The sequence below is a fragment of the Bacillus sp. SIMBA_074 genome, from assembly GCF_046534555.1.
Classification (GTDB): domain Bacteria; phylum Bacillota; class Bacilli; order Bacillales; family Bacillaceae_G; genus Bacillus_A; species Bacillus_A mycoides.
In genome coordinates, this window is sequence record NZ_JAWRYM010000009.1 from 23,375 (window position 1) to 43,340 (window position 19,966).

Genomic DNA, 19,966 nt, shown 5'->3' on the forward strand with positions numbered 1-19,966 from the left:
AAGTATTGAGTTGGAAATGTAGGGATTTCATTTGAAATGTCGAATAGTACATACGATGTCGTAATAACAAATTTTCTATTGTTTACTGTGAAACAGAAGAAGGAGAGATTGTAGTTATGAAAAGAGCTCTTATAAATATTGATTATACATATGATTTTGTAGCTGAAAAAGGTGCTTTAACATGCGGGAAACCAGGTCAAGAAATTGAGAAGGAACTTGTAAGTGTAACGAAACAATTTATTGAAAAAGGTGATTACGTAGTATTTGCTATCGATAAACATGAAGACAATGATGTATATCATCCAGAAGCGAAATTGTTTCCACCTCATAATATAGCAGGTACAAATGGAAGAGACTTATTTGGTGAATTACAAGATGTATGCGAGAAATATAAAAATGCAGAGAATATATACTATATGGACAAAACACGTTACAGTGCTTTTGCAGGAACGGATCTAGAAATGAAGCTAAGAGAAAGAGGAATAGAGGAAGTGCATCTTGTAGGTGTATGTACAGATATTTGCGTCCTTCATACAGCAGTAGATGCTTATAACAAAGGGTTTCAAATTGTGGTTTATGAAAAAGCAGTAGCATCTTTTAATGCGCAAGGGCATGAATATGCACTTGGACATTTTAAATCTTGTTTAAATGCAGAAGTGAAGTAAAAAAGAGGCCTTCAAAAGGTCTCTTTTTCACATTTAAATAGAGACAACTTGCTGTTGAATTAACTTTTTAATGAACGGGCTAATCTTTTCTGGTAGCCCATTTAAATCAAAAAATTGTACATGTAATGATTCAACACCGTCTGCTTTTAACGAGCCGCCTGTAATATCATTACAAAGGTATGCGATTGTTATAGGGTAAAATTCATCTCCGTTCGGTAATTGTACAAAAAATTCTTTACCTGAAAATACACTTACTAACTGAAGTGTACCAATTTCAATACCTGTTTCTTCAAGCACTTCTCGTCTTCCAGCTTCTTCTGTGGATTCACCAAGCTCCACAAATCCTCCAGGAACACCCCAAATGCCATTTCGTCTTTGTTGGAGTAATATTTGTCCTTGTTCATTAAAAACAGCTACAGCAACTCCTGCTAGATTGAGTGGTCTTGATCCAACAACTTCTCTTAGTTCTTCGATATATCCCATTGTTTGTAACCTCCGTGAGTAAAAATAGTATGAAATGAAATATTCGATGTAATGTGAAAAGATTCCTTGTAACGAGGTGAGTATTGCGGACTTAAAAGAAAGTCGTTTATAAAAAATTCTATTGTAATATCCCTTTAGAGGATTAAAAAGGGTTATAGTAAATAGAAAAGAACATCTGAAGTTGAAAGATTCATTAAAGGGTTATTTTGTTGAAGATGAACAATGAATACAAATACATAGTTAAGAAAGTACGATTTAAGATCAGGATAAAAGATGTTTCGAAAACAAGTGTTGAGATGATAAATGTGTATTTAAAATATAGTAGCTTTGTATGAAATTTTTATTAGTAAGGAAGTGGATGGATGAGTTTATTAACGTATACTGAAGAGTTTTTTAATTATGTAAGGGAATTTTTACTTTTAAGGTTTTTACTATTTGCTTTAGTTCTTATCATTATTTCTTTTGTTATAAATCGCATTATCGATTGGTTTTTTAGAAAATCAAGCTTTTTTGATGAAGAGGTAGAGCAGACAATTCAAAGTGTAATCCGATCTATTTTTAGGTATATCATTATCATCAGTCTTATCATATATTTAATTAGTCAATTTGTAGATATAAAAAGTATTATTGCAGGTGCAGGGATAGCGGGAGTTGTCATCGGTTTTGCTGCACAACAGATGCTAAAAGATGTAATATTAGGCTTTGCAAGATTAGCGGACAAAGAGTTCCGTGTTGGCGATTTTGTTACTTTTAACGGAACAAATTCAGGAACCATTGAGGAAATTAGTGTTCGTTTTATGCAAATTCGTGAATGGTCAGGAAAACTCCTTACCATACCACACGGAGAGATTAGAACGATACAAAATTTTAATAAAGGATGGATGCGAGTTATTGAACGCATCACGGTAAGTTATCAGGAAGATCCTACAAGAGTTAAGGAATTGTTAGAAGAAGTGTGTGTTATTTGTAATGAAAAATTGGATCAAGGTCTTTATAGAGTAGATGATGAAGCTGTTGAACCATTTAAATATGTTGGAGTTACAGACTTAAATCCTAATCTTAAATATGTTGGATATGAATTTTGTATTACAGGTTTGATTAAACCGGAAGATTATTTTGAAACTTCTAGACAAGTAAGATTTGAATTAATGTCTATTTTTCATAAAAATCAAGTGCAAATGCCAGCAGCGAATATGTTCGTTAACACTGAAAGTTTACAGAATATCCATGTGGGACAATCTTTATCAGACAGTTAATGAAAACTAGCTAATTTCTGTTTTGGTTTAGAATTTAGATTTGTAAATCAGTAGATTTGAATGAACTGTATGGGATATCTCCGAAAAAAGAGCTGAAGGAATTCGGTTCTTTTTTGTTTGTAGTATTTTGAAATTTCTTAATGTTATAATGGTAGTTGGTGATGAGAATGAACATAGATGAAAAAGAGATGCATCGTTTAGAGGCATTAAAAGAAATTGCTGAGTTACTAAATGAAGCAACAAACTTACAGGAAATGTTAGGAAAAGTGTTACATACATTATTACAAGTTATGAATTTACAAACAGGGTGGATATTCTTTATTGATGAAAGTGGAAAGCATCGTATGCTTGTAGACCAAAACTTACCCCCAGCTCTTACGTGGCAGGAAAAGAAGCCGATGTGTGAAGGCGATTGTTGGTGTGTAGAACGTTTTGTGAATGGAAGATTGGAAAAAGCAACAAATATTATTGAATGTAAACGAATAGAGGATGCGATTGAATGTAATTGGGGCGAGACAGAAGATGTTACACATCATGCGACAATCCCGCTAAGATCTGGATCAGAGAAATTTGGTCTATTAAATGTAGCCTCGCCTCATAAAACACATTTTTCAGAGGAGGAGTTAGCGTTATTAGAAGCGATTGCATTTCAAATTGGAACGACAATACAACGTATTCAATTAGTTGAGAAAGAACGAAAATATGTAGTTGTAGCTGAAAGAAATCGATTGGCTCGTGATTTACATGATTCTGTTAAACAATTGTTATTTTCAATTATGCTAACAGCGAAAGGGACTCTGAATATGACGAAGGATAGAGACTTGCAAGAGATGTTAAGTTATATTGGAGAATTATCACAGGAAGCATTACAAGAGATGACACTTTTGATTTGGCAATTAAGGCCTGAAGGATTAGAGAAAGGTTTAGCAGAAGCGATTCAAAATTACGGAAAACTGTTAGGGATTCAAGTGGAAGTTCGAATTGATGGAATGGTTTTAATTGAAGATGAAATAGAAGAAGTTTTATGGCGTATAAGCCAAGAGGCATTACATAATTGTAAAAAACATGCCTCATGTGAAAAAGTATGTGTTCATTTAAGGATAGAAAATAATAAGTTGCATTTTTACATAGAAGATAACGGAATAGGATTTATACAGGATCAAGTAAGAGAGTCAGCACTTGGCTTGAAAAGCATGAAAGAACGAATTGAATTAATGAGGGGAATTTTCCGAATAAAAGCAGAACCGGAAAAGGGGACAAAGATAGAAATTCAATTACCGGTTTGAGAGGGAGAACGTCAGTGAAAATTAAATTATTAATTGTAGAAGATCATCATATCGTTCGAAGGGGACTCGTATTCTTTTTGAAGACGAGAGAAGAATTTGAAATTATTGGGGAAGCAGCAAATGGTGAAGAAGCATTAACATTCGTCCAAGCAGAAAGGCCAGATGTAGTATTAATGGATTTATCAATGCCGAAAATGGATGGTATTGAAGCGACAAAACGTATAAAACAATACGATGAGACAATAAAAATTCTTATGCTCAGTAGTTTTTCAGAACAAGATTACGTTTTACCAGCATTAGAAGCTGGGGCAGATGGTTATCAATTAAAAGAAGTGCAGCCAGATCAACTCGTTGCGTCAATCGTTGCGGTATATCAAGGAAATGCAAATTTTCACCCGAAAGTAACACCAGCACTATTAGGACGATCAGCAGTCAAGAAAGAAAAAGAGAATCCTTTTTCTATGTTAACAAAAAGGGAGCAAGAAGTACTTCGTGAAATTGCGAAAGGAAGAAGCAATAAGGAGATTGCAGCAGAACTTCATATTACAGAACAAACTGTGAAAACACACGTTTCTAACGTATTGGCTAAATTGGAAGTAGATGATCGTACACAAGCTGCCTTATACGCAGTAAAGCATGGGGAAAACTAGAAATAAGTATGAATAATTGTGTCATATGCTACGGAAGAATACATATGAGAAATTAAAATGTATAGAGATGCCGAATAAAGGTTTTTCTTCTTTCAATAATTAGGTACAATAAAGTGAAACTTTAATCAGTGGGGGCCATCCCCACTGATTATTAGTTGAACCAATCGGGTTTTTACGGGCAGTTGATCTCCCACCTAACTCCCTTGCATTCATCGAATTTTGAGGTGGGAGTCTTACTGCCCGTTAATACGGGATAAAGCTACTATGGAAGGGGAAGATACGCTATGCCTGGTACAAAAAGTGGGATTGGAAAGATTCAGGCTTCGTTAAATGGTTTATCACCGAAATTACGAAGTATTGCCGAACATATTTTGAAACATCCACAAGATGTTGTACATAAATCGATTACGGAATTAGCGGAAGTTACGAATAGTTCCGAAGCAACGATATTCCGCTTATGCAAACACTTAGGTTTTCAAGGGTTCCAAGACTTGAAAATTACATTAGCTCGTGAGATTGTACATACCCCGATGCAAAATATTCATGAGGAAGTATCGGTAGAAGATAATATTGTCACTGTTGCTAAAAAAGTTTTTCATTCACATATTACAGGACTGCAAGATACATTACATTTGTTAAACGATAACGCGTTGGAACAGGCAGTAAGTGCGCTGAATGAAGCGAAACGAATTGAGTTTTATGGAAATGGTGGTTCAGGTATTATTGCGATGGATGCTTATCATAAGTTTATGAGAACGGGTATTTCTTGTATTGCTCATACGGATTCACATTTTCAAATTATGGGAGCTGGCTTGCTGACAAAAGAAGCAGTGGTCATTGCAATTTCTCATTCGGGCAGTAATAAAGGTTTACTTGAAGCGTTAGAAGTAGCGAAAGCAAGAGGGGCCAAAATTATTGCGATTACGAGCTATCAAAAATCGGCATTAAGCCAACTTGCTCATATAACATTATATACTTCGACGCGTGAGACGGAATTTCGTACAGAAGCAAGTTCGTCACGATTAGCGCAGCTTAGTTTATTAGATACTTTGTATGTGGGATTGTCATTGCAGCGACAAGAGGAAACACTACAAAATTTACAAAGTATACGTGAAACTATTTCGATGAAGCGAATATAAAAAGCTCTTCAAATGAAGAGCTTTTTATATTGGCGAGTAGTCTGTTGATATACCCTCTAGATCTACTTGTTCTAAGTGTCTATAGAAATATGCCAATTACCTATAATAATAATCTCTCATCTTTTAGACCATTCATTTTTTAAACCTCGATATTTTGCATATGAAATTTAACAAGTAGCTTGATACATCAAAATACGTATTGGGTAATAATTCAAATATTGTTCAATATTTTACAATAAGCTTATGAAATTCCATGTTATGATGAACCTGTAATGATGATTGAACACTTAAATTTGGTACAATAATTAGCCAAAATAGTGAGGACAGTAGTTGTGAGATAAACTCATTAAAACTCTAAAACACTAAAGGGGAGATCACATATGAAAGCAGTAGTAGTTAATAAAAACAGCAAAGTAAATATTGAAGTTATTGAAAAAGAATTACGTCCGTTACACTCGGGTGAAGCGCTAGTAGATGTAGAGTATTGTGGAGTTTGCCACACTGATTTACACGTTGCGAATCATGATTTTGGAAACACCGATGGCCGCATCCTTGGTCATGAGGGTGTAGGTATTGTTACTAAAATTGCCGATGATGTTACTTCACTAAAGATAGGTGACCGTGTAAGTATTGCATGGATGTTCCAATCTTGTGGACGTTGTGAATATTGCGTAACGGGGAGAGAAACATTCTGCCGTGAAGTGAAAAATGCTGGTTATTCAGTAGATGGTGGTATGGCTGAACAATGTATTGTTACAGCTGATTATGCGGTGAAGGTACCAGAAGGATTAGATCCTGCTCAAGCATCATCAATCACATGTGCGGGCGTAACTACATATAAAGCTATAAAAGTATCAGACATTAAACCTGGTCAACCTATCGTAATCTATGGTTGTGGTGGATTAGGTAACCTAGCTATTCAATATGCTAAAAACGTATTTGGTGCAAAGGTAATTGCAGTAGATATCAATGACGACAAATTAGCCTTAGCAAAAGAAGTTGGTGCTGATATGACTATCAATCCGATTTCTCAAGGTCCTGCTGATAAAATTGTTCAAGAGGAGTTTGGTGGTGCTTATGCTGCTGTAGTAACAGCAGTTTCTAAAGTAGCCTTCAACTCAGCAGTTGATGCAGTACGTGCTTGCGGTAAAGTAGTTGCGGTAGGTTTACCAGTAGAAACTATGGATTTAAACATTCCACGACTTGTATTAGACGGAATTGAAGTAGTTGGTTCTCTAGTTGGTACTCGTAAGGATCTGGAGGAGGCATTTATGTTCGGCGCAGAAGGAAAAGTAGTGCCAGTTGTTCAAACATGTTCTCTAGATAAAGTACAAAATGTATTCGAAGAAATGGAACAAGGTAGAATTCAAGGGCGTATGGTAATCGATTTTAAACAGCATAATTGTGATTGTAAATAATTCATTTTAAATATAAAAAGCATGAGTCTAGCAAAGGATATGTAAAAAAGTTAGACGGCATAAAAAAGATGATCCCTCGTATTCAATAGGGATCATCTTTTTTATATTCTACTAATATCAATGCCAATTAATACTTGATTGATGAGACATGATTAAAGGTTCACTTTATCTACAAACGAAAAAGAATCTTTACTTTTAACAAATTTTTTATGATTTGGAACGGTTTGAATTGCTACAACTTGCGAATCTCTTGCTTTCAGTGCATCTTGAATCCCGATTGTCATAAGCTTAATAAATAGAATCGTAATAAAGAATGAAACGAGAGTATACAAAATAATCCACCATGAAATATTCATTTCATAACGATTTAATCCAATAAGGCCTGCCCAATCATTCGATAGAGAAACAGGTTTGAGTACTCCGTCATAGAGTTCACGCATTTGTATCCCACCAATTACAATATCAAGCAACGCTAAATGGATAACGAGTATGAGTGTTTGGACGATATGTTCCATAAATAATACAAATAAGCGATCAAGTAATAAGACTCGTAAGTGTTTTTTGATAATATGAAAACGGCTAGCACCCAGTAATTGTGAACTTAAAATGTAATCTCGTTTCATAAATTCATCAACCTCTGAGGAGATATATAAAGAAAGTGTAGGTAGAGCGACGAAAATAAGTACGAGAACTTGATAAAACGCAAATGAAATATTTGGATCTAATCTATCAGCATTTGATATGATTACAATATTAACGGGCGTGATGAGTATAAATGCGATAAATAAAGTAGGAATATAGTAAAAAACTTCTGAGCATGCCTGGAAAAATCTCTTGAATCTTGGAGCGTATAAACTTAAGAGGATTCCTATACATGTTCCGCATAAAATTCGAAAGAAGCTAATTGCCACGGCTAATAAAATGGTGAATTTTGCTCCCTCTATAATTTGTAAGAAAACAGACTCTCCAAAACGATCAGATCCAAAAGGCGGCATTAACGATGGCGAAAAGGGGGCCTTTCCAAGTAATTCGTTATTGTCATTGTAAAGTAACTGAGGAGGTTTTGGGATGTTATCTTTAAAGAACCAACTATAAATAAAACTAGCTGAAACAAGTATGAATAGATAAGTAAAGCCGATTAAAAATCGTTTTGATTTCCAAATAGATTTCATAATGCTGCTCCTTTCAATTGCTGTTGCCATCTATTCATCATGAATGAGATTATTTGAAAAATGGCATAAAACGGTAAAATAATCATAACAAGTATGATAAATGCAGCTGGAGGTGAAATAAACGCCTTCTTAAATAAAAATTGAATAATGCCTCCCATATTAAAAACAAATTCTAAAATGAATAAGTTAGAAAGTAAGAAAACAAAAATCGTTTTTAAATGATGAAAGAAGTGGATAGATATATTTTTGAATAAATGAATGCATAGTATATAACTTGATGAAAGTCCTTTTCCATATGCAACCTCTACGTAATGTTTTTCATGTTCTTCTTTTATGTATAACACCATCATCCGAAACATTTGTAATGTAGGTAAGACTGCTAAAGATAAAATAGGGAGTAAATAAGCTCGATTTTCATTAAAAGAAATAATGGTGACAGGAGATTCCCCGAATTTCTGAAGTACCCATATGAAAAATATTTGCAAACAAATCATCATCATCATATCAGGGACAGCTTCTAATATGAACACAATTCGGTTTATCCATTTTTTTATATAATCTTTTGCTAAAAAATAAAAAAATGCCATACTAGATGATAGAAAGAGTGCAAGCAAAAAGGCTATAAATAATACAGTAAATGAATATAGGTAAGGTTCTAAAACAGTTGGAAATAATGGTGTCTTTTTGAAATGACCAAATTTCGGGTCTGATCCTATAACTACTAATGATTCAGGGGAGAAAACCTGTTTTAACATAGTAACGATCTGATTAAAAAAATGAATTGGTTGAAAAGTGAATCCCTGTTGAGTGATAAATAAATAAGGTAAATTTAGTAATAGTAAGAGTGATAAAAGAATTGATGAAAGTTTTATTGTGAATTGAGATATTTTATATAACATTAAATCCCTCCGACATCTTTTTACAACATTATACAATAAAGTTTATATTTTGTTTTGATTTTTCAGAAAAATATAAATTCTATTAGATTTTATAGTATGGAACATATATTTACAAGGTAAAAAAGTGATAGTAGGGAGCCACGCCCTATGTCCATCAAGCTAAGAAAACGAGAACTTATATATTATTATCTTTAGGTGGAGGGGAAAGAATGTTTGATAAATTAAAAAGGTTATTTAAAAAAGATAAAGAGAATGATTTAGAAGATGAGAGGTACATTTTGATTTGAAAAAAATTTTCTTTCCGTAACTTGATTTATGAAAAAATATTTTATATACTAATTCATGTAAACGGTTTACTAGATCGTATTTTGCTAGAAACGAAGGGAAGGTTCGCATGGAAACAAGGGGGAGAGTAATCGGGATTGACATCGGTACCACAAGTACGAAAACGGTTGTATTCACTGAAAAAGGAAAAGTCGTTGCTTCACATGCAGTTGATTATCCAATTATTCAACCGAACGTCGGATGGGCTGAGCAAGATCCTGATGTAATATGTGCTGCTGTATATAGAACTGTAAGCGTTGCCATTGGGAAGGGTAATGTGTCACCGGAAGATATTTCTTCTATCGGGATTAGTACAGCGATGCATGCCTTAATTGCTGTAGATGAAAACGGTGCGCCGTTAACGCGCTCTATTATTTGGGCAGATAATAGAAGCACAAAGCAATCAGAAAAACTATTACAACAAATGAATGGTCATGACATTTATAGAAGAACTGGTACACCAATTCATCCGATGTCACCACTTTCTAAATTACTGTGGATGAAAGAAGAAGAAACGGAGTTATTCAGAACTGCTCATAAATTTATTTCCATTAAAGAGTATGTCATTTATCAATTATTTTCACGCTATGTAGTTGATTATTCTATCGCATCTGCTACAGGGTTATTTAATTTAAAAACATTAAACTGGGATGAAGATGTTTTAACTATGTTAAATATGTCACCAGAACAATTATCAACACCTGTACCAACTACATATATTTTATCGGGAATGAAGCCGGAATTAGCACAAAAGATGGGTATTAGTGAGGATACTCCAGTTGTTATTGGTGCAAGTGATGGTGTTCTTGCAAATGTAGGTGTCGGTGCAATATCACCTGGCTCAGCTGCAATTACGATCGGGACAAGTGGTGCGGTTCGAACAATTTCATCGAGTGTTAATACAGATGAAAAAGGAAGAACTTTTTGTTACGCATTAACAGATGAGCACTGGGTGATCGGCGGACCAACGAATAACGGTGGAATATTACTTAGATGGTTACGTGATGAATTTGGTAGCCCAGAGCAAGAGGTAGCAAGAAAGCTTGGAATTGATCCTTATGATTTATTAATTAAGTATGCAGAAAGTGTACCAGCTGGAGCAGATGGATTACTATTTTTACCGTTTCTATCTGGAGAACGTGCACCCTACTGGAATGCAAATGCTCGAGGTACATTCTTCGGGATAAACCTTCAGCATAAACGTGAACATTTCATACGAGCAGTTATGGAAGGTGTTTGTATGAGTGTGTATTCAGTAGCACTTGCCATTCGAGATTGTACAGGGCCACTTACTGAAATACGTGTTTCAGGAGGCTTTGCGAAATCTGCATTTTGGAGACAAATGTTATCTGACATGATGGGGAAAGAATTGCTTGTTCCAGAAAGTCATGAAGCATCTGCGCTTGGGGCAGCAGCACTTGCTTTGTATGCAATTGGGAAAATTGATTCTCTTGAAGAGGTGAAGGATTGGATTGATATTGTCCATCACCATGTACCGAATAAAGAAAATACGGCTTTATATTTAGAGATGTTTTATATGTATGAACGACTTTACAATCGTTTGAAAGAAGAATTTGATTGTATAGCTGCTTTCCAACGTAAACAATAGGGGGATTGGGAGAAATGGTAGTTGGGATCGTACTAGCGGCTGTTGTTATATTACTTTTACTAATTACGGTAGTAAAATGGCATCCATTTGTCGCGTTAATTTTAACAGCAATCGGAGTTGGGCTAGCAATGGGGATGCCCTTAATTGGAACTTCACCACAACATCCGGGGATTATCGATTCTATTAAATTAGGTCTTGGTAATACGTTAGGGTTTTTAGCGATTGTTTTAGCTTTAGGAACAATGCTTGGAAAAATGATGGCTGAGTCTGGCGGTGCTGAACGAATTGCAAACACATTAATTGGACGTTTTGGGAAAAAGCGTGTTCACTGGGCAATGATGTTCGTTGCATTTTTAGTAGGGATTCCGGTGTTTTTCCAAGTTGGATTTGTACTATTAATTCCGTTAGTATTTACAATTGCGTTAGAAACAGGGGTATCACTTATTACAATCGGAATTCCGCTAGTAGCAGGTCTTTCGGTTGTACACGGACTTGTTCCACCGCATCCAGCAGCAATGGCAGCGGTAGGTATATTTAAAGCAGATGTAGGGAAGACAATTTTATATGCATTAATTGTCGGACTTCCAACTGCAATAATTTCAGGTCCGCTTTATGGGAAATGGATCGGTGCTCGTATACATAAAGAAGTACCATTAGAAATAGCGGAGCAATTTATTGAAAGAGATAAGAAGAAGGAACTTCCTAGTTTCGGAAATACATTGTTTACTATTTTACTTCCAGTATTTCTTATGCTTGGTGCATCCATTGCGGAAGTAGCGTTAAGCAAAACGAGTCAACTTGCACAAGTATTGCACTTTATTGGAGATCCAATAGTCGCATTATTAATTGCAACGATATATTCTTTCTTTAGTCTTGGCTATGCAAAAGGATTTTCTAAAGACAAAGTCTTACAATTTACAAACGATTGCTTAGGGCCGATTGCAAACATACTGTTAGTTATCGGTGCAGGGGGCGCATTTAATAAAGTGTTATTAGATTCTGGGATCGGAACTACAATTGCGGAGATGGCGAAAGAATCGCATATTTCACCGATATTATTAGGTTGGGGAATTGCTGCACTTATCCGAGTTGCAACGGGATCGGCTACTGTTTCTATGATGAAAGCAGCTGGAATTGTAGCACCGATTGCAGCAAGTACACCAGGAGTAAATGTAGAGTTACTGGCACTTTCAACAGGAGCAGGGTCATTAATTTTATCGCATGTAAATGATTCAGGATTTTGGATGATTAAAGAGTATTTCGGAATGACTGTGAAAGAAACATTATTAACATGGACTGCAATGGAGACAATATTATCTGTTGTAGCACTTGGGCTAATTTCGTTATTAAATATATTTGTATAGAATGGGAGATTGATTAATATGAAACTAGGTTTAATTGGATTAGGAAAAATGGGATTCCCATTAGCTGAACACTTACATGAAGACAAGCATGAAGTAGTTGTATACGATGTAAATAATGAGCTTGTTGAAAAGGCAGGGGAATTAGAGATTACTGCCCGTCATACGTTAAAAGAAATGATTGCTGAACTAGAAGCACCTCGTACAATTTGGGTAATGGTACCTGCAGGAGAAGTTGTCGAGTCAGTACTAAAAGATGTATATCCATTATTAGAGGAAGGCGATATCGTTATTGAAGGCGGAAATTCATTCTATAAAGATACGTTACGCCGTGCTGAAGAAGCGAAAAGCTTTGGTTTACATTATGTAGATATCGGTACATCAGGCGGTGTGGAAGGAGCGAGATACGGTGCTTGCTTAATGGTTGGTGGAGAAAAAGAAATTTATGATCAACTAGAACCTTTATTTAAAGATTTAGCAGTAGAAAATGGTTATTCATATGCAGGCCGCGTCGGTAGTGGGCATTTTTTAAAAATGGTTCATAACGGTATTGAATACGGAATGATGCAAGCAATCGCTGAAGGATTTGAAGTACTAGATAAAAGTGATTTTGATTTCAATTATGAAGATGTTGCAAAAGTATGGGCGAACGGATCAGTTATCCGTGGTTGGTTAATGGACTTAACTGAAAAAGCATTTGCAGATGATCCAAAACTTGATGGCATTAAAGGTGTAATGAACTCTTCAGGAGAAGGGAAATGGACTGTTGAAACTGCGCTTGAATTACAAGCAGCGGCACCAGTTATCGCTATGTCATTATTTATGCGCTACCGTTCACAAGAAGATGATACATTCCATGGGAAAGTTGTCTCAGCTCTTCGTAATCAATTCGGTGGACATGAGGTTGTGAAAAATTAGTTTTGTGAAACTCATACGAAAGTATGAGTTCTTTTTTTATTTCTCATACTATTTTATGAAAGCTTTTACCTCTTTTTACTGTATTTTGTATGGAAATTTCTGATAATATAAAGGTAGAATTTTAAAACAAAGGGGAGAAATGGTTATGAAACTAGTCGTAATTAATGGTACACCAAGAAAATTTGGAAGAACTCGCGTTGTGGCAAAATATATTGCAGAGCAATTTGAAGGGGAGTTATACGATTTAGCAGTAGCGGAATTGCCTTTATATAATGGAGAAGAATCACAACGTGAATTAGAGGCAGTAAAAAAATTAAAAGCTTTAGTGAAAGCTGCGGATGGAGTAGTACTATGTACACCAGAATATCATAATGCGATGAGCGGAGCGCTGAAAAATTCGTTAGATTACTTAAGTAGCAGTGAATTCATCCATAAGCCTGTCGCATTACTAGCAGTTGCTGGAGGAGGTAAAGGGGGAATAAACGCATTAAATAGTATGCGCACTGTCGCTAGAGGCGTTTACGCAAACGCAATTCCAAAACAAGTCGTGCTTGATGGATTACATGTGCAAGATAGTGAACTTGGAGAAGATGCAAAACCATTAATTCATGATTTAGTTAAAGAATTAAAAGCATATATGAGCGTATATAAAGAGGTGAAAAAACAATTAGGAGTTGAGTGATATGTCCTCTCTTTATCATGATTCTCGCTTGTATTACATTCTAGGAGCCAATAGTTTATCCGCTATTGGCTCCGGGATTGTTATGATAACGATTCCGTGGTTGTTAATTAAGGAAAGTGGAGGAGAGACAACATTTGGTTATGTTTCTATCGTTGCAACTCTCATCATGTTTTTACTAACACCATTCATTGGGCAAAGCATAGATCGTTTTTCAAGAAAATCTTTATTGTTATGTAACGAAGGTATCGGGATAGCCATTATAGGAATGATGGCCATTTGGGGATTTGCTGGGCAATCATACAATTCTATTCATTACATTATTATTTATATAGCAGGTTCTTTCTATTATCTATTATTCTATCCCACAATATTTGCATTTAACCAAGAAATATTTCAATCAGAGCATTATAAAAGTTTAAGTGGCACAATGGAAATACAAGGACAATTAACGCAAGTTATTTCAGGCGCAGCTGCTAGCTTTTTAATTGAGATTATTTCTTTGAAATGGATCTTGTTAGTGGATATGTTAACTTTTGCAGGAGCATTTTTTCTTTTCTTATGTATACCGTATGTAAAGAAAAAAGAAGTAAAACGGAAAGCAACATTTAAGAAGCAATTGTTCGAAGGAATTCACTTTATGAAAAAGCGCCCTAAGTTATTTTGGTTTTTACTAGCGACTTATATGCCGTTTATCGGTGTCATGATGGCAAATTATTTAATCCCAGTATATATTTCAGATATACTCAAAGCTAGTGCCTCTGTATACGCAATTGAAGGTATGATGTACGGTGTCGGAGCGGTTCTTGCAGGAATAAGTATTCCAATCATGATGAAATATGTCAAAATAGAAATTTCAATCGTTATGACGATGGTTATTTATGTAATTTCAATTACCGCAATGATTATTGAGCCTTCCATTATGTTATTATATGGACTAGCGATTTTCCATGCGATTGGAAATGCTGGAACACGAGTGGCGAGAAATGTATTGATGATGGAAGAAATCCCAAACGAAGTAATGGGACGTGTGGACAGCTTATTTCGATTAATTGGCACAGGAATTCGAATTGTATTATTAATGTTGTTTACGGCAGGCGTATCTAAAGCAGGGGTAATGATCCCGTTTTATGTACTGAGCTGTATATTGATCCTATCATTAGGGATTGCTTTTTATTATGTAATTTCAAAACGTAAAACGGAAGCGAATGTGTCTAATAAATCAATTGTTTAAAAAATACTTCTGCCTCCTTTTCTTTTTCTATATAATAAAAAGAAAGGGAGTGTTAACTTATTTATGAACAAATGGATATTGCTTATAATCTTATTACTACCTCCGCTATACATCATTTATATGACGTTTCGAATGAATAAAGTTGCTCGTGAAACATTGAGTAATCACTCTCCATACGTTCTTATATTAGGTGCAAAGTTATTTGGAGATAGACCGTCTTTATCTCTTCAAAATCGTTTGGATATAGCGTTGGAATATTTACATGCTCACCCTGAGGTGAAAGTAATTGTTTCAGGTGGTCAAGGGGAAGATGAAGATATACCGGAAGCTCACAGTATGAGAAACTATTTAATGGTACATGGTATAGATGAGAATCGTATTTTAATTGAAGACTGCTCTACAAATACGTATGAAAATTTAAAGTTTAGTATGGATTTATATGATGTAAAGCATGCGGTAGTTGTAAGTAATACGTATCATTTATATCGAACGAAAATAATTGCAAAGCGTTTAGGGATAAAGATGGAAGCTTTGGCTGCTGAAACACCGAGACGCTCTAAGAAAAAAGCGTATGTGCGTGAATATGCTGCAATTATGAAAACAATATTGTTCGACCGTTAGAGCTCAAATGAGAGCTCTTTTTTTGTATAATAAAGCGTATCATTTGAAATGAATGCTATATTCCATCAAAATAAAGGAAACAACATGAAAGGAGTTATGTCTGTGATTCAATTTAATCATGTGTCAAAAGCGTATGAAGATGGCACAAAAGCAGTGGATTCATTGCATTTAGAAATTAAAAAAGGAGAATTTTTTGTTCTCATTGGTCCGAGTGGTTGCGGGAAAACAACGACAATGAAGATGATTAACCGTCTAATTGAAACGACGGAAGGATCAATTTTAATCGAGGGAAAAGATATTCAACAATATAATATAAACGAACTACGTTGGAATATAGGGTACGTGTTGCAGCAGATTGCGCTGTTTCCACATATGACAATTGCTGAAAATATTGCAGTTGTCCCTGAAATGAGAAAATGGACCAAAAAGGAAATAAAAGCACGTGTCGATGACTTGCTACAGATGGTTGGGCTCGATCCAGATGTATATCGTGATCGTATGCCGGATGAATTGTCGGGAGGGCAGAAACAACGTGTTGGTGTCGTACGGGCATTAGCCGCAAACCCGAAAATTGTACTTATGGACGAACCATTTAGTGCGTTAGATCCGTTAAGTAGGGAGCAGCTTCAGAAGGATATCGTACAATTGCAAAAAAAGATTCAAAAAACAATCGTGTTCGTAACGCACGATATGCAAGAGGCTTTATCACTTGGTGATCGTATTTGTGTAATGAAAGAAGGAAAAGTTGTTCAATTAGATACACCAGAAGGAATTATACATAACCCGAAAAATGAGTTTGTAGAGGAGTTCATTGGAAATCGTGGACGACCTTGGTATGAGGGGAAGGGTATAGAAGAGGTATTGCCGCTAGACGAGGGTATACGAGTTGAAGGGAATGCTTTATCTTTACATTCGTCATTACAAGAAGCACTAGTCCGCTTACAAACTGAAGAGTCAGTGCCGGTTGAAGAGCATGGTCAATATGTTGGAGCGTTAACAAGTCGTCATATTGTCAATTACATTGTTGAACAAATGAAGGAAAGAGGCTAAACAGTGACTGATTTTATTCAAACGTTCCAAGAACGAAAAGTAGAATTGCTAAGTGCATTAAGTGAGCATTTACAAATATCGCTTATTTCACTATTTTTTGCAGTAATTATTGCAGTGCCGCTCGGCATTATATTAACGAGAAAAGAACGAATGGCTGAATTTATTATAGGGACTTCTGCTGTTATGCAGACAGTGCCCTCACTTGCTTTACTTGGACTATTAATTCCGTTAGTAGGAATTGGAAAACTGCCAGCTATAATCGCATTAGTTGTGTATGCACTATTACCTATTTTACGAAATACATATACAGGAATACGGGAATTAGATGAATCACTTATAGAAGCGGCGAGAGCTATGGGGATGAATAGCTGGAAAAGATTATGGAAGGTAGAGCTTCCGCTCGCATTGCCAATTATTATGGCTGGTATTCGTACAGCGATGGTATTAATTGTTGGAACGGCTACATTAGCTGCTTTAATAGGTGCTGGTGGGCTCGGTAAGCTCATATTATTAGGCATAGATCGAAATGACCATGCGCTTATCATTTTAGGGGCCGTACCAGCTGCGTTACTCGCTTTATTCTTTGATATAGTACTTCGCATACTTGAGAGCCCGAAACGCTCTTCTAAGCGCGTTATATTGACGATATGTATAGTTGTAGTAATGATAGCTGCTCCATTTCTTTGGAATACCGAAAAGAAAGACATAGTTATTGCTGGTAAACTTGGATCTGAACCAGAAATATTAATTCAAATGTACAAGCAACTTATTGAACAGGATACAGATTTACAAGTGGAATTAAAGCCAGGCCTTGGAAAAACAGCATTTGTATTCGAAGCGTTAAAATCAGGTGAAGTAGATATATACCCAGAATTTTCAGGTACAGCTTTATCTACTTTCGTGAAAGAAGAACCGAAAAGTACAAATCGTGATGAAGTATATGAACAAGCTCGTATTGGAATGGAAAAGAAATATAATATGGTTATGTTAAAGCCAATGGAGTATAACAATACATACGCACTAGCCATGCCGAAAAAAATAGCAGATCAAAATAACATAAATACAATTTCTGATTTAGGAAAAATTGCACAGGAAGCTAAAGTAGGATTTACATTAGAATTTGCTGATCGTGAAGATGGTTATAAAGGAATGCAAAAATTATATAACTATAAGTTTTCAAATGTTAAAACGATGGAACCGAAACTGCGCTATAGTGCAATACAATCGGGAGATGTTAACGTAATCGATGCATATTCAACAGATAGTGAATTGGAGCAATATGGGCTTAAAGTGCTAAAAGATGATAAAGGACTATTCCCGCCTTATCAAGGAGCACCATTATTAAGAAAAGAGACGTTACAGAAATATCCTGAACTCGAAAAAGTATTAAATAAATTATCTGGAAAGATTACAGATGAAGAAATGAGAAAAATGAATTATGAAGTAAATGTGAATGGGAAAAGTAGCGAAGAAGTCGCAAAACAATTTTTACAAAAAGAGAAGTTACTTCGTTAATTTTACAATAAATATACAATTTTATATGTATGAAATGACCGTTCATTACAAAATGAACGGTTTTTTTGTGCATACTTATACATTTTTTCAAAAAAGTATTCCATTTTTCTTCATTTTCTTTTAGAATAAGTAATGTTTTCCTGAAAAAATATAAGAGAAACGTCTATTAGAGAAAAAGGTGACTTTAATAGTTGAACGAACATAACACCTAGAATGACAGATGGGGTGGTACAAATAGAAAAGAAGTTAGGATTTTTTCCGTTAATCGCATTAGTAGTTGGAACGATGGTTGGTGGCGGTGTTTTTAGTCTACCGCATGATTTAGCAGTAGGAGCAAATAGTGGTGCAACGATAATTGGTTGGTGTATTACAGCAATGGGAATGATTCCACTTGCGCTCGTATATCAAACGTTAGCAAGACAAAAACCGGAGCTTGAGGGCGGAATTTATAGTTATGCACGAGCTGGATTCGGTGAATATATTGGTTTTAACAGTGCTTGGGGATACTGGCTAGCAGGGATTTTAGGAAATGTTGCAACAATTATGTTACTGTTTAGTACATTAGGTTACTTCTTCCCAATTTTTAAAGGCGGAAATAATGTTGCGTCAATCGTAGGTGCATCACTTTTATTATGGACATTGCATTTTCTAATTTTATTTGGAATTCGTGAAGCTTCCATTATGAATGTTATCGCAACGATTGGGAAATTAGTTCCGATCTTATTATTTATTGTCGTGATGGTAACAGCGTTTCGCTGGGATACATTTACACATGACTTCTGGGGCGAAGGAACTATCTCAGTTTCCTCTGTACTAGGTCAAGTGAAAAATACAATGCTTGTAACCCTTTGGGTGTTCATTGGGGTTGAAGGAGCAGTTGTATTATCAGGAAGAGCTAAAAATAGTAGAGACGTTGGAAAAGCGACAGTACTTGGACTTATTTTAGTAATGTCTATTTATATTTTAATTTCTGTTCTGTCAATGGGAGCCATGACAAGAAAAGAACTTTCAGTATTAGAGACTCCTTCAATGGGACATGTATTAGAACATGTTGTTGGGCCATGGGGTGCAATGGCAATTAATATTGGATTAGTTGCGTCACTTGTAGGTACATTAATTGGCTGGTTTTTACTTGTTTCTGAAATTTCTCACGTAGCAGGAAAAGACGGCGTGTTTCCGAAAGTCTTTACGAAAACAAATAAGAAACAAACGCCGCATATGGCATTGTGGATTTCAAATATCGTTGCCCAAACTATATTTATAATCGTTCTGTTTTCACAATCGACATATCAAATTATGTATTTTATTGCGTCAACATCTATATTACTGCCGTACTTATTATCAGCGCTATTTCAATTGAAATTAGTCATCACGAAAGAGCTGAAAGTTGCGAGAGTAAAAAATGGATTGTTAGCATTAATTGCTTCCCTATACTCTGTATGGTTAATTTATGCAGCTGGTTTAAAGAATTTATTGCTTGTTTCAATCGTATATGGTATTGGGATTCTCGTGTATATGTTTGCAAGAAAAGAAAAAGGGAATCGTTGTTTTGCAGGCAAAGAGCGATATGTGATGTGGGCAATTGTTATTGCAGCTATTACGTCACTTTATATGTTACTGACAGGAACAATAAAAATGTAAAAGTCCTTTTAATTTAAAGGGCTTTTTTCCTTGTCTAGAGAATATT

18 protein-coding genes are annotated in these 19,966 nt (G+C 35.4%); 15 read left to right on the forward strand and 3 right to left on the reverse strand.

Features of this window, described 5'->3' with window-relative positions; translation table 11 throughout:
* The first annotated feature begins 116 nt into the window (after positions 1-116).
* Positions 117-665, forward strand: coding sequence for a cysteine hydrolase family protein (locus SB773_RS12345; protein ID WP_060750311.1), 549 nt, complete (start codon positions 117-119; stop codon positions 663-665).
* 33 nt (positions 666-698) lie between these two features.
* On the opposite strand, the gene SB773_RS12350 is transcribed toward SB773_RS12345, so the two are convergent.
* Positions 699-1,148: an NUDIX hydrolase gene (locus tag SB773_RS12350; protein WP_410590154.1), complete on the reverse strand. Its 450-nt coding sequence runs from the start codon at positions 1,146-1,148 to the stop codon at positions 699-701.
* A gap of 362 nt (positions 1,149-1,510) precedes the next feature.
* Here SB773_RS12350 and SB773_RS12355 point away from each other — a divergent pair, with 362 nt between their 5' ends.
* From SB773_RS12355 to adhP, 5 genes are all read left to right on the forward strand, one after another.
* Complete coding sequence (locus tag SB773_RS12355) at positions 1,511-2,404, forward strand: mechanosensitive ion channel family protein (RefSeq protein WP_044441895.1); 894 nt, start codon at positions 1,511-1,513, stop codon at positions 2,402-2,404.
* A gap of 167 nt (positions 2,405-2,571) precedes the next feature.
* Entirely contained in the window at positions 2,572-3,690 is a 1,119-nt protein-coding gene (locus SB773_RS12360; RefSeq protein ID WP_002031724.1) for a GAF domain-containing sensor histidine kinase, read from the forward strand.
* Positions 3,691-3,704: 14 nt separating this feature from the next.
* A complete protein-coding gene (locus tag SB773_RS12365; RefSeq protein ID WP_410590156.1) occupies positions 3,705-4,340 on the forward strand; it encodes a response regulator in 636 nt (211 codons plus the stop codon).
* Between the two features lie 284 nt (positions 4,341-4,624).
* The gene (locus tag SB773_RS12370; RefSeq protein WP_002012688.1) at positions 4,625-5,479 is read left to right on the forward strand and encodes a MurR/RpiR family transcriptional regulator; all 855 of its coding nucleotides are present in this window, start codon (positions 4,625-4,627) and stop codon (positions 5,477-5,479) included.
* Positions 5,480-5,859: 380 nt separating this feature from the next.
* On the forward strand, positions 5,860-6,897 hold the full coding sequence (adhP, locus tag SB773_RS12375) for an alcohol dehydrogenase AdhP (protein WP_410590158.1): 1,038 nt from the start codon (positions 5,860-5,862) through the stop codon (positions 6,895-6,897).
* A 152-nt stretch (positions 6,898-7,049) separates the two neighbouring features.
* On the opposite strand, the gene SB773_RS12380 is transcribed toward adhP, so the two are convergent.
* The gene (locus tag SB773_RS12380) at positions 7,050-8,069 is read right to left on the reverse strand and encodes an ABC transporter permease (protein WP_241875537.1); all 1,020 of its coding nucleotides are present in this window, start codon (positions 8,067-8,069) and stop codon (positions 7,050-7,052) included.
* Complete coding sequence (locus SB773_RS12385) at positions 8,066-8,968, reverse strand: ABC transporter permease subunit (protein WP_410590160.1); 903 nt, start codon at positions 8,966-8,968, stop codon at positions 8,066-8,068. The genes SB773_RS12380 and SB773_RS12385 overlap by 4 nt, the downstream gene beginning before the upstream one ends.
* 394 nt (positions 8,969-9,362) lie before the next feature.
* Here SB773_RS12385 and gntK point away from each other — a divergent pair, with 394 nt between their 5' ends.
* The 9 genes from gntK to SB773_RS12430 all read left to right on the forward strand — a co-directional run bounded on the left by gntK (position 9,363) and on the right by SB773_RS12430 (position 19,920).
* Positions 9,363-10,901, forward strand: a complete 1,539-nt coding sequence (gene gntK, locus SB773_RS12390) for a gluconokinase (RefSeq protein ID WP_410590162.1) — start codon at positions 9,363-9,365, stop codon at positions 10,899-10,901.
* 14 nt (positions 10,902-10,915) lie between these two features.
* Positions 10,916-12,265: a GntP family permease gene (locus tag SB773_RS12395; protein ID WP_410590164.1), complete on the forward strand. Its 1,350-nt coding sequence runs from the start codon at positions 10,916-10,918 to the stop codon at positions 12,263-12,265.
* Between the two features lie 18 nt (positions 12,266-12,283).
* Entirely contained in the window at positions 12,284-13,180 is an 897-nt protein-coding gene (gnd, locus tag SB773_RS12400) for a phosphogluconate dehydrogenase (NAD(+)-dependent, decarboxylating) (RefSeq protein ID WP_410590166.1), read from the forward strand.
* 145 nt (positions 13,181-13,325) lie between these two features.
* A complete protein-coding gene (locus tag SB773_RS12405) occupies positions 13,326-13,862 on the forward strand; it encodes an NADPH-dependent FMN reductase (RefSeq protein WP_002031805.1) in 537 nt (178 codons plus the stop codon).
* 1 nt (position 13,863) lies between these two features.
* Complete coding sequence (locus SB773_RS12410; RefSeq protein WP_016102081.1) at positions 13,864-15,093, forward strand: MFS transporter; 1,230 nt, start codon at positions 13,864-13,866, stop codon at positions 15,091-15,093.
* Positions 15,094-15,156: 63 nt separating this feature from the next.
* The gene (locus SB773_RS12415) at positions 15,157-15,714 is read left to right on the forward strand and encodes a YdcF family protein (RefSeq protein ID WP_002165881.1); all 558 of its coding nucleotides are present in this window, start codon (positions 15,157-15,159) and stop codon (positions 15,712-15,714) included.
* Between the two features lie 102 nt (positions 15,715-15,816).
* Positions 15,817-16,764, forward strand: coding sequence for an ABC transporter ATP-binding protein (locus SB773_RS12420; RefSeq protein ID WP_410590169.1), 948 nt, complete (start codon positions 15,817-15,819; stop codon positions 16,762-16,764).
* A 3-nt stretch (positions 16,765-16,767) separates the two neighbouring features.
* Positions 16,768-18,279 carry an ABC transporter permease/substrate-binding protein gene (locus tag SB773_RS12425; protein WP_002085827.1) on the forward strand — a complete coding sequence of 504 codons (1,512 nt, stop codon included), beginning with the start codon at positions 16,768-16,770 and terminating at the stop codon, positions 18,277-18,279.
* A 213-nt stretch (positions 18,280-18,492) separates the two neighbouring features.
* A complete protein-coding gene (locus SB773_RS12430) occupies positions 18,493-19,920 on the forward strand; it encodes a basic amino acid/polyamine antiporter (protein ID WP_002085826.1) in 1,428 nt (475 codons plus the stop codon).
* The last annotated feature ends 46 nt before the right edge of the window (positions 19,921-19,966 follow it).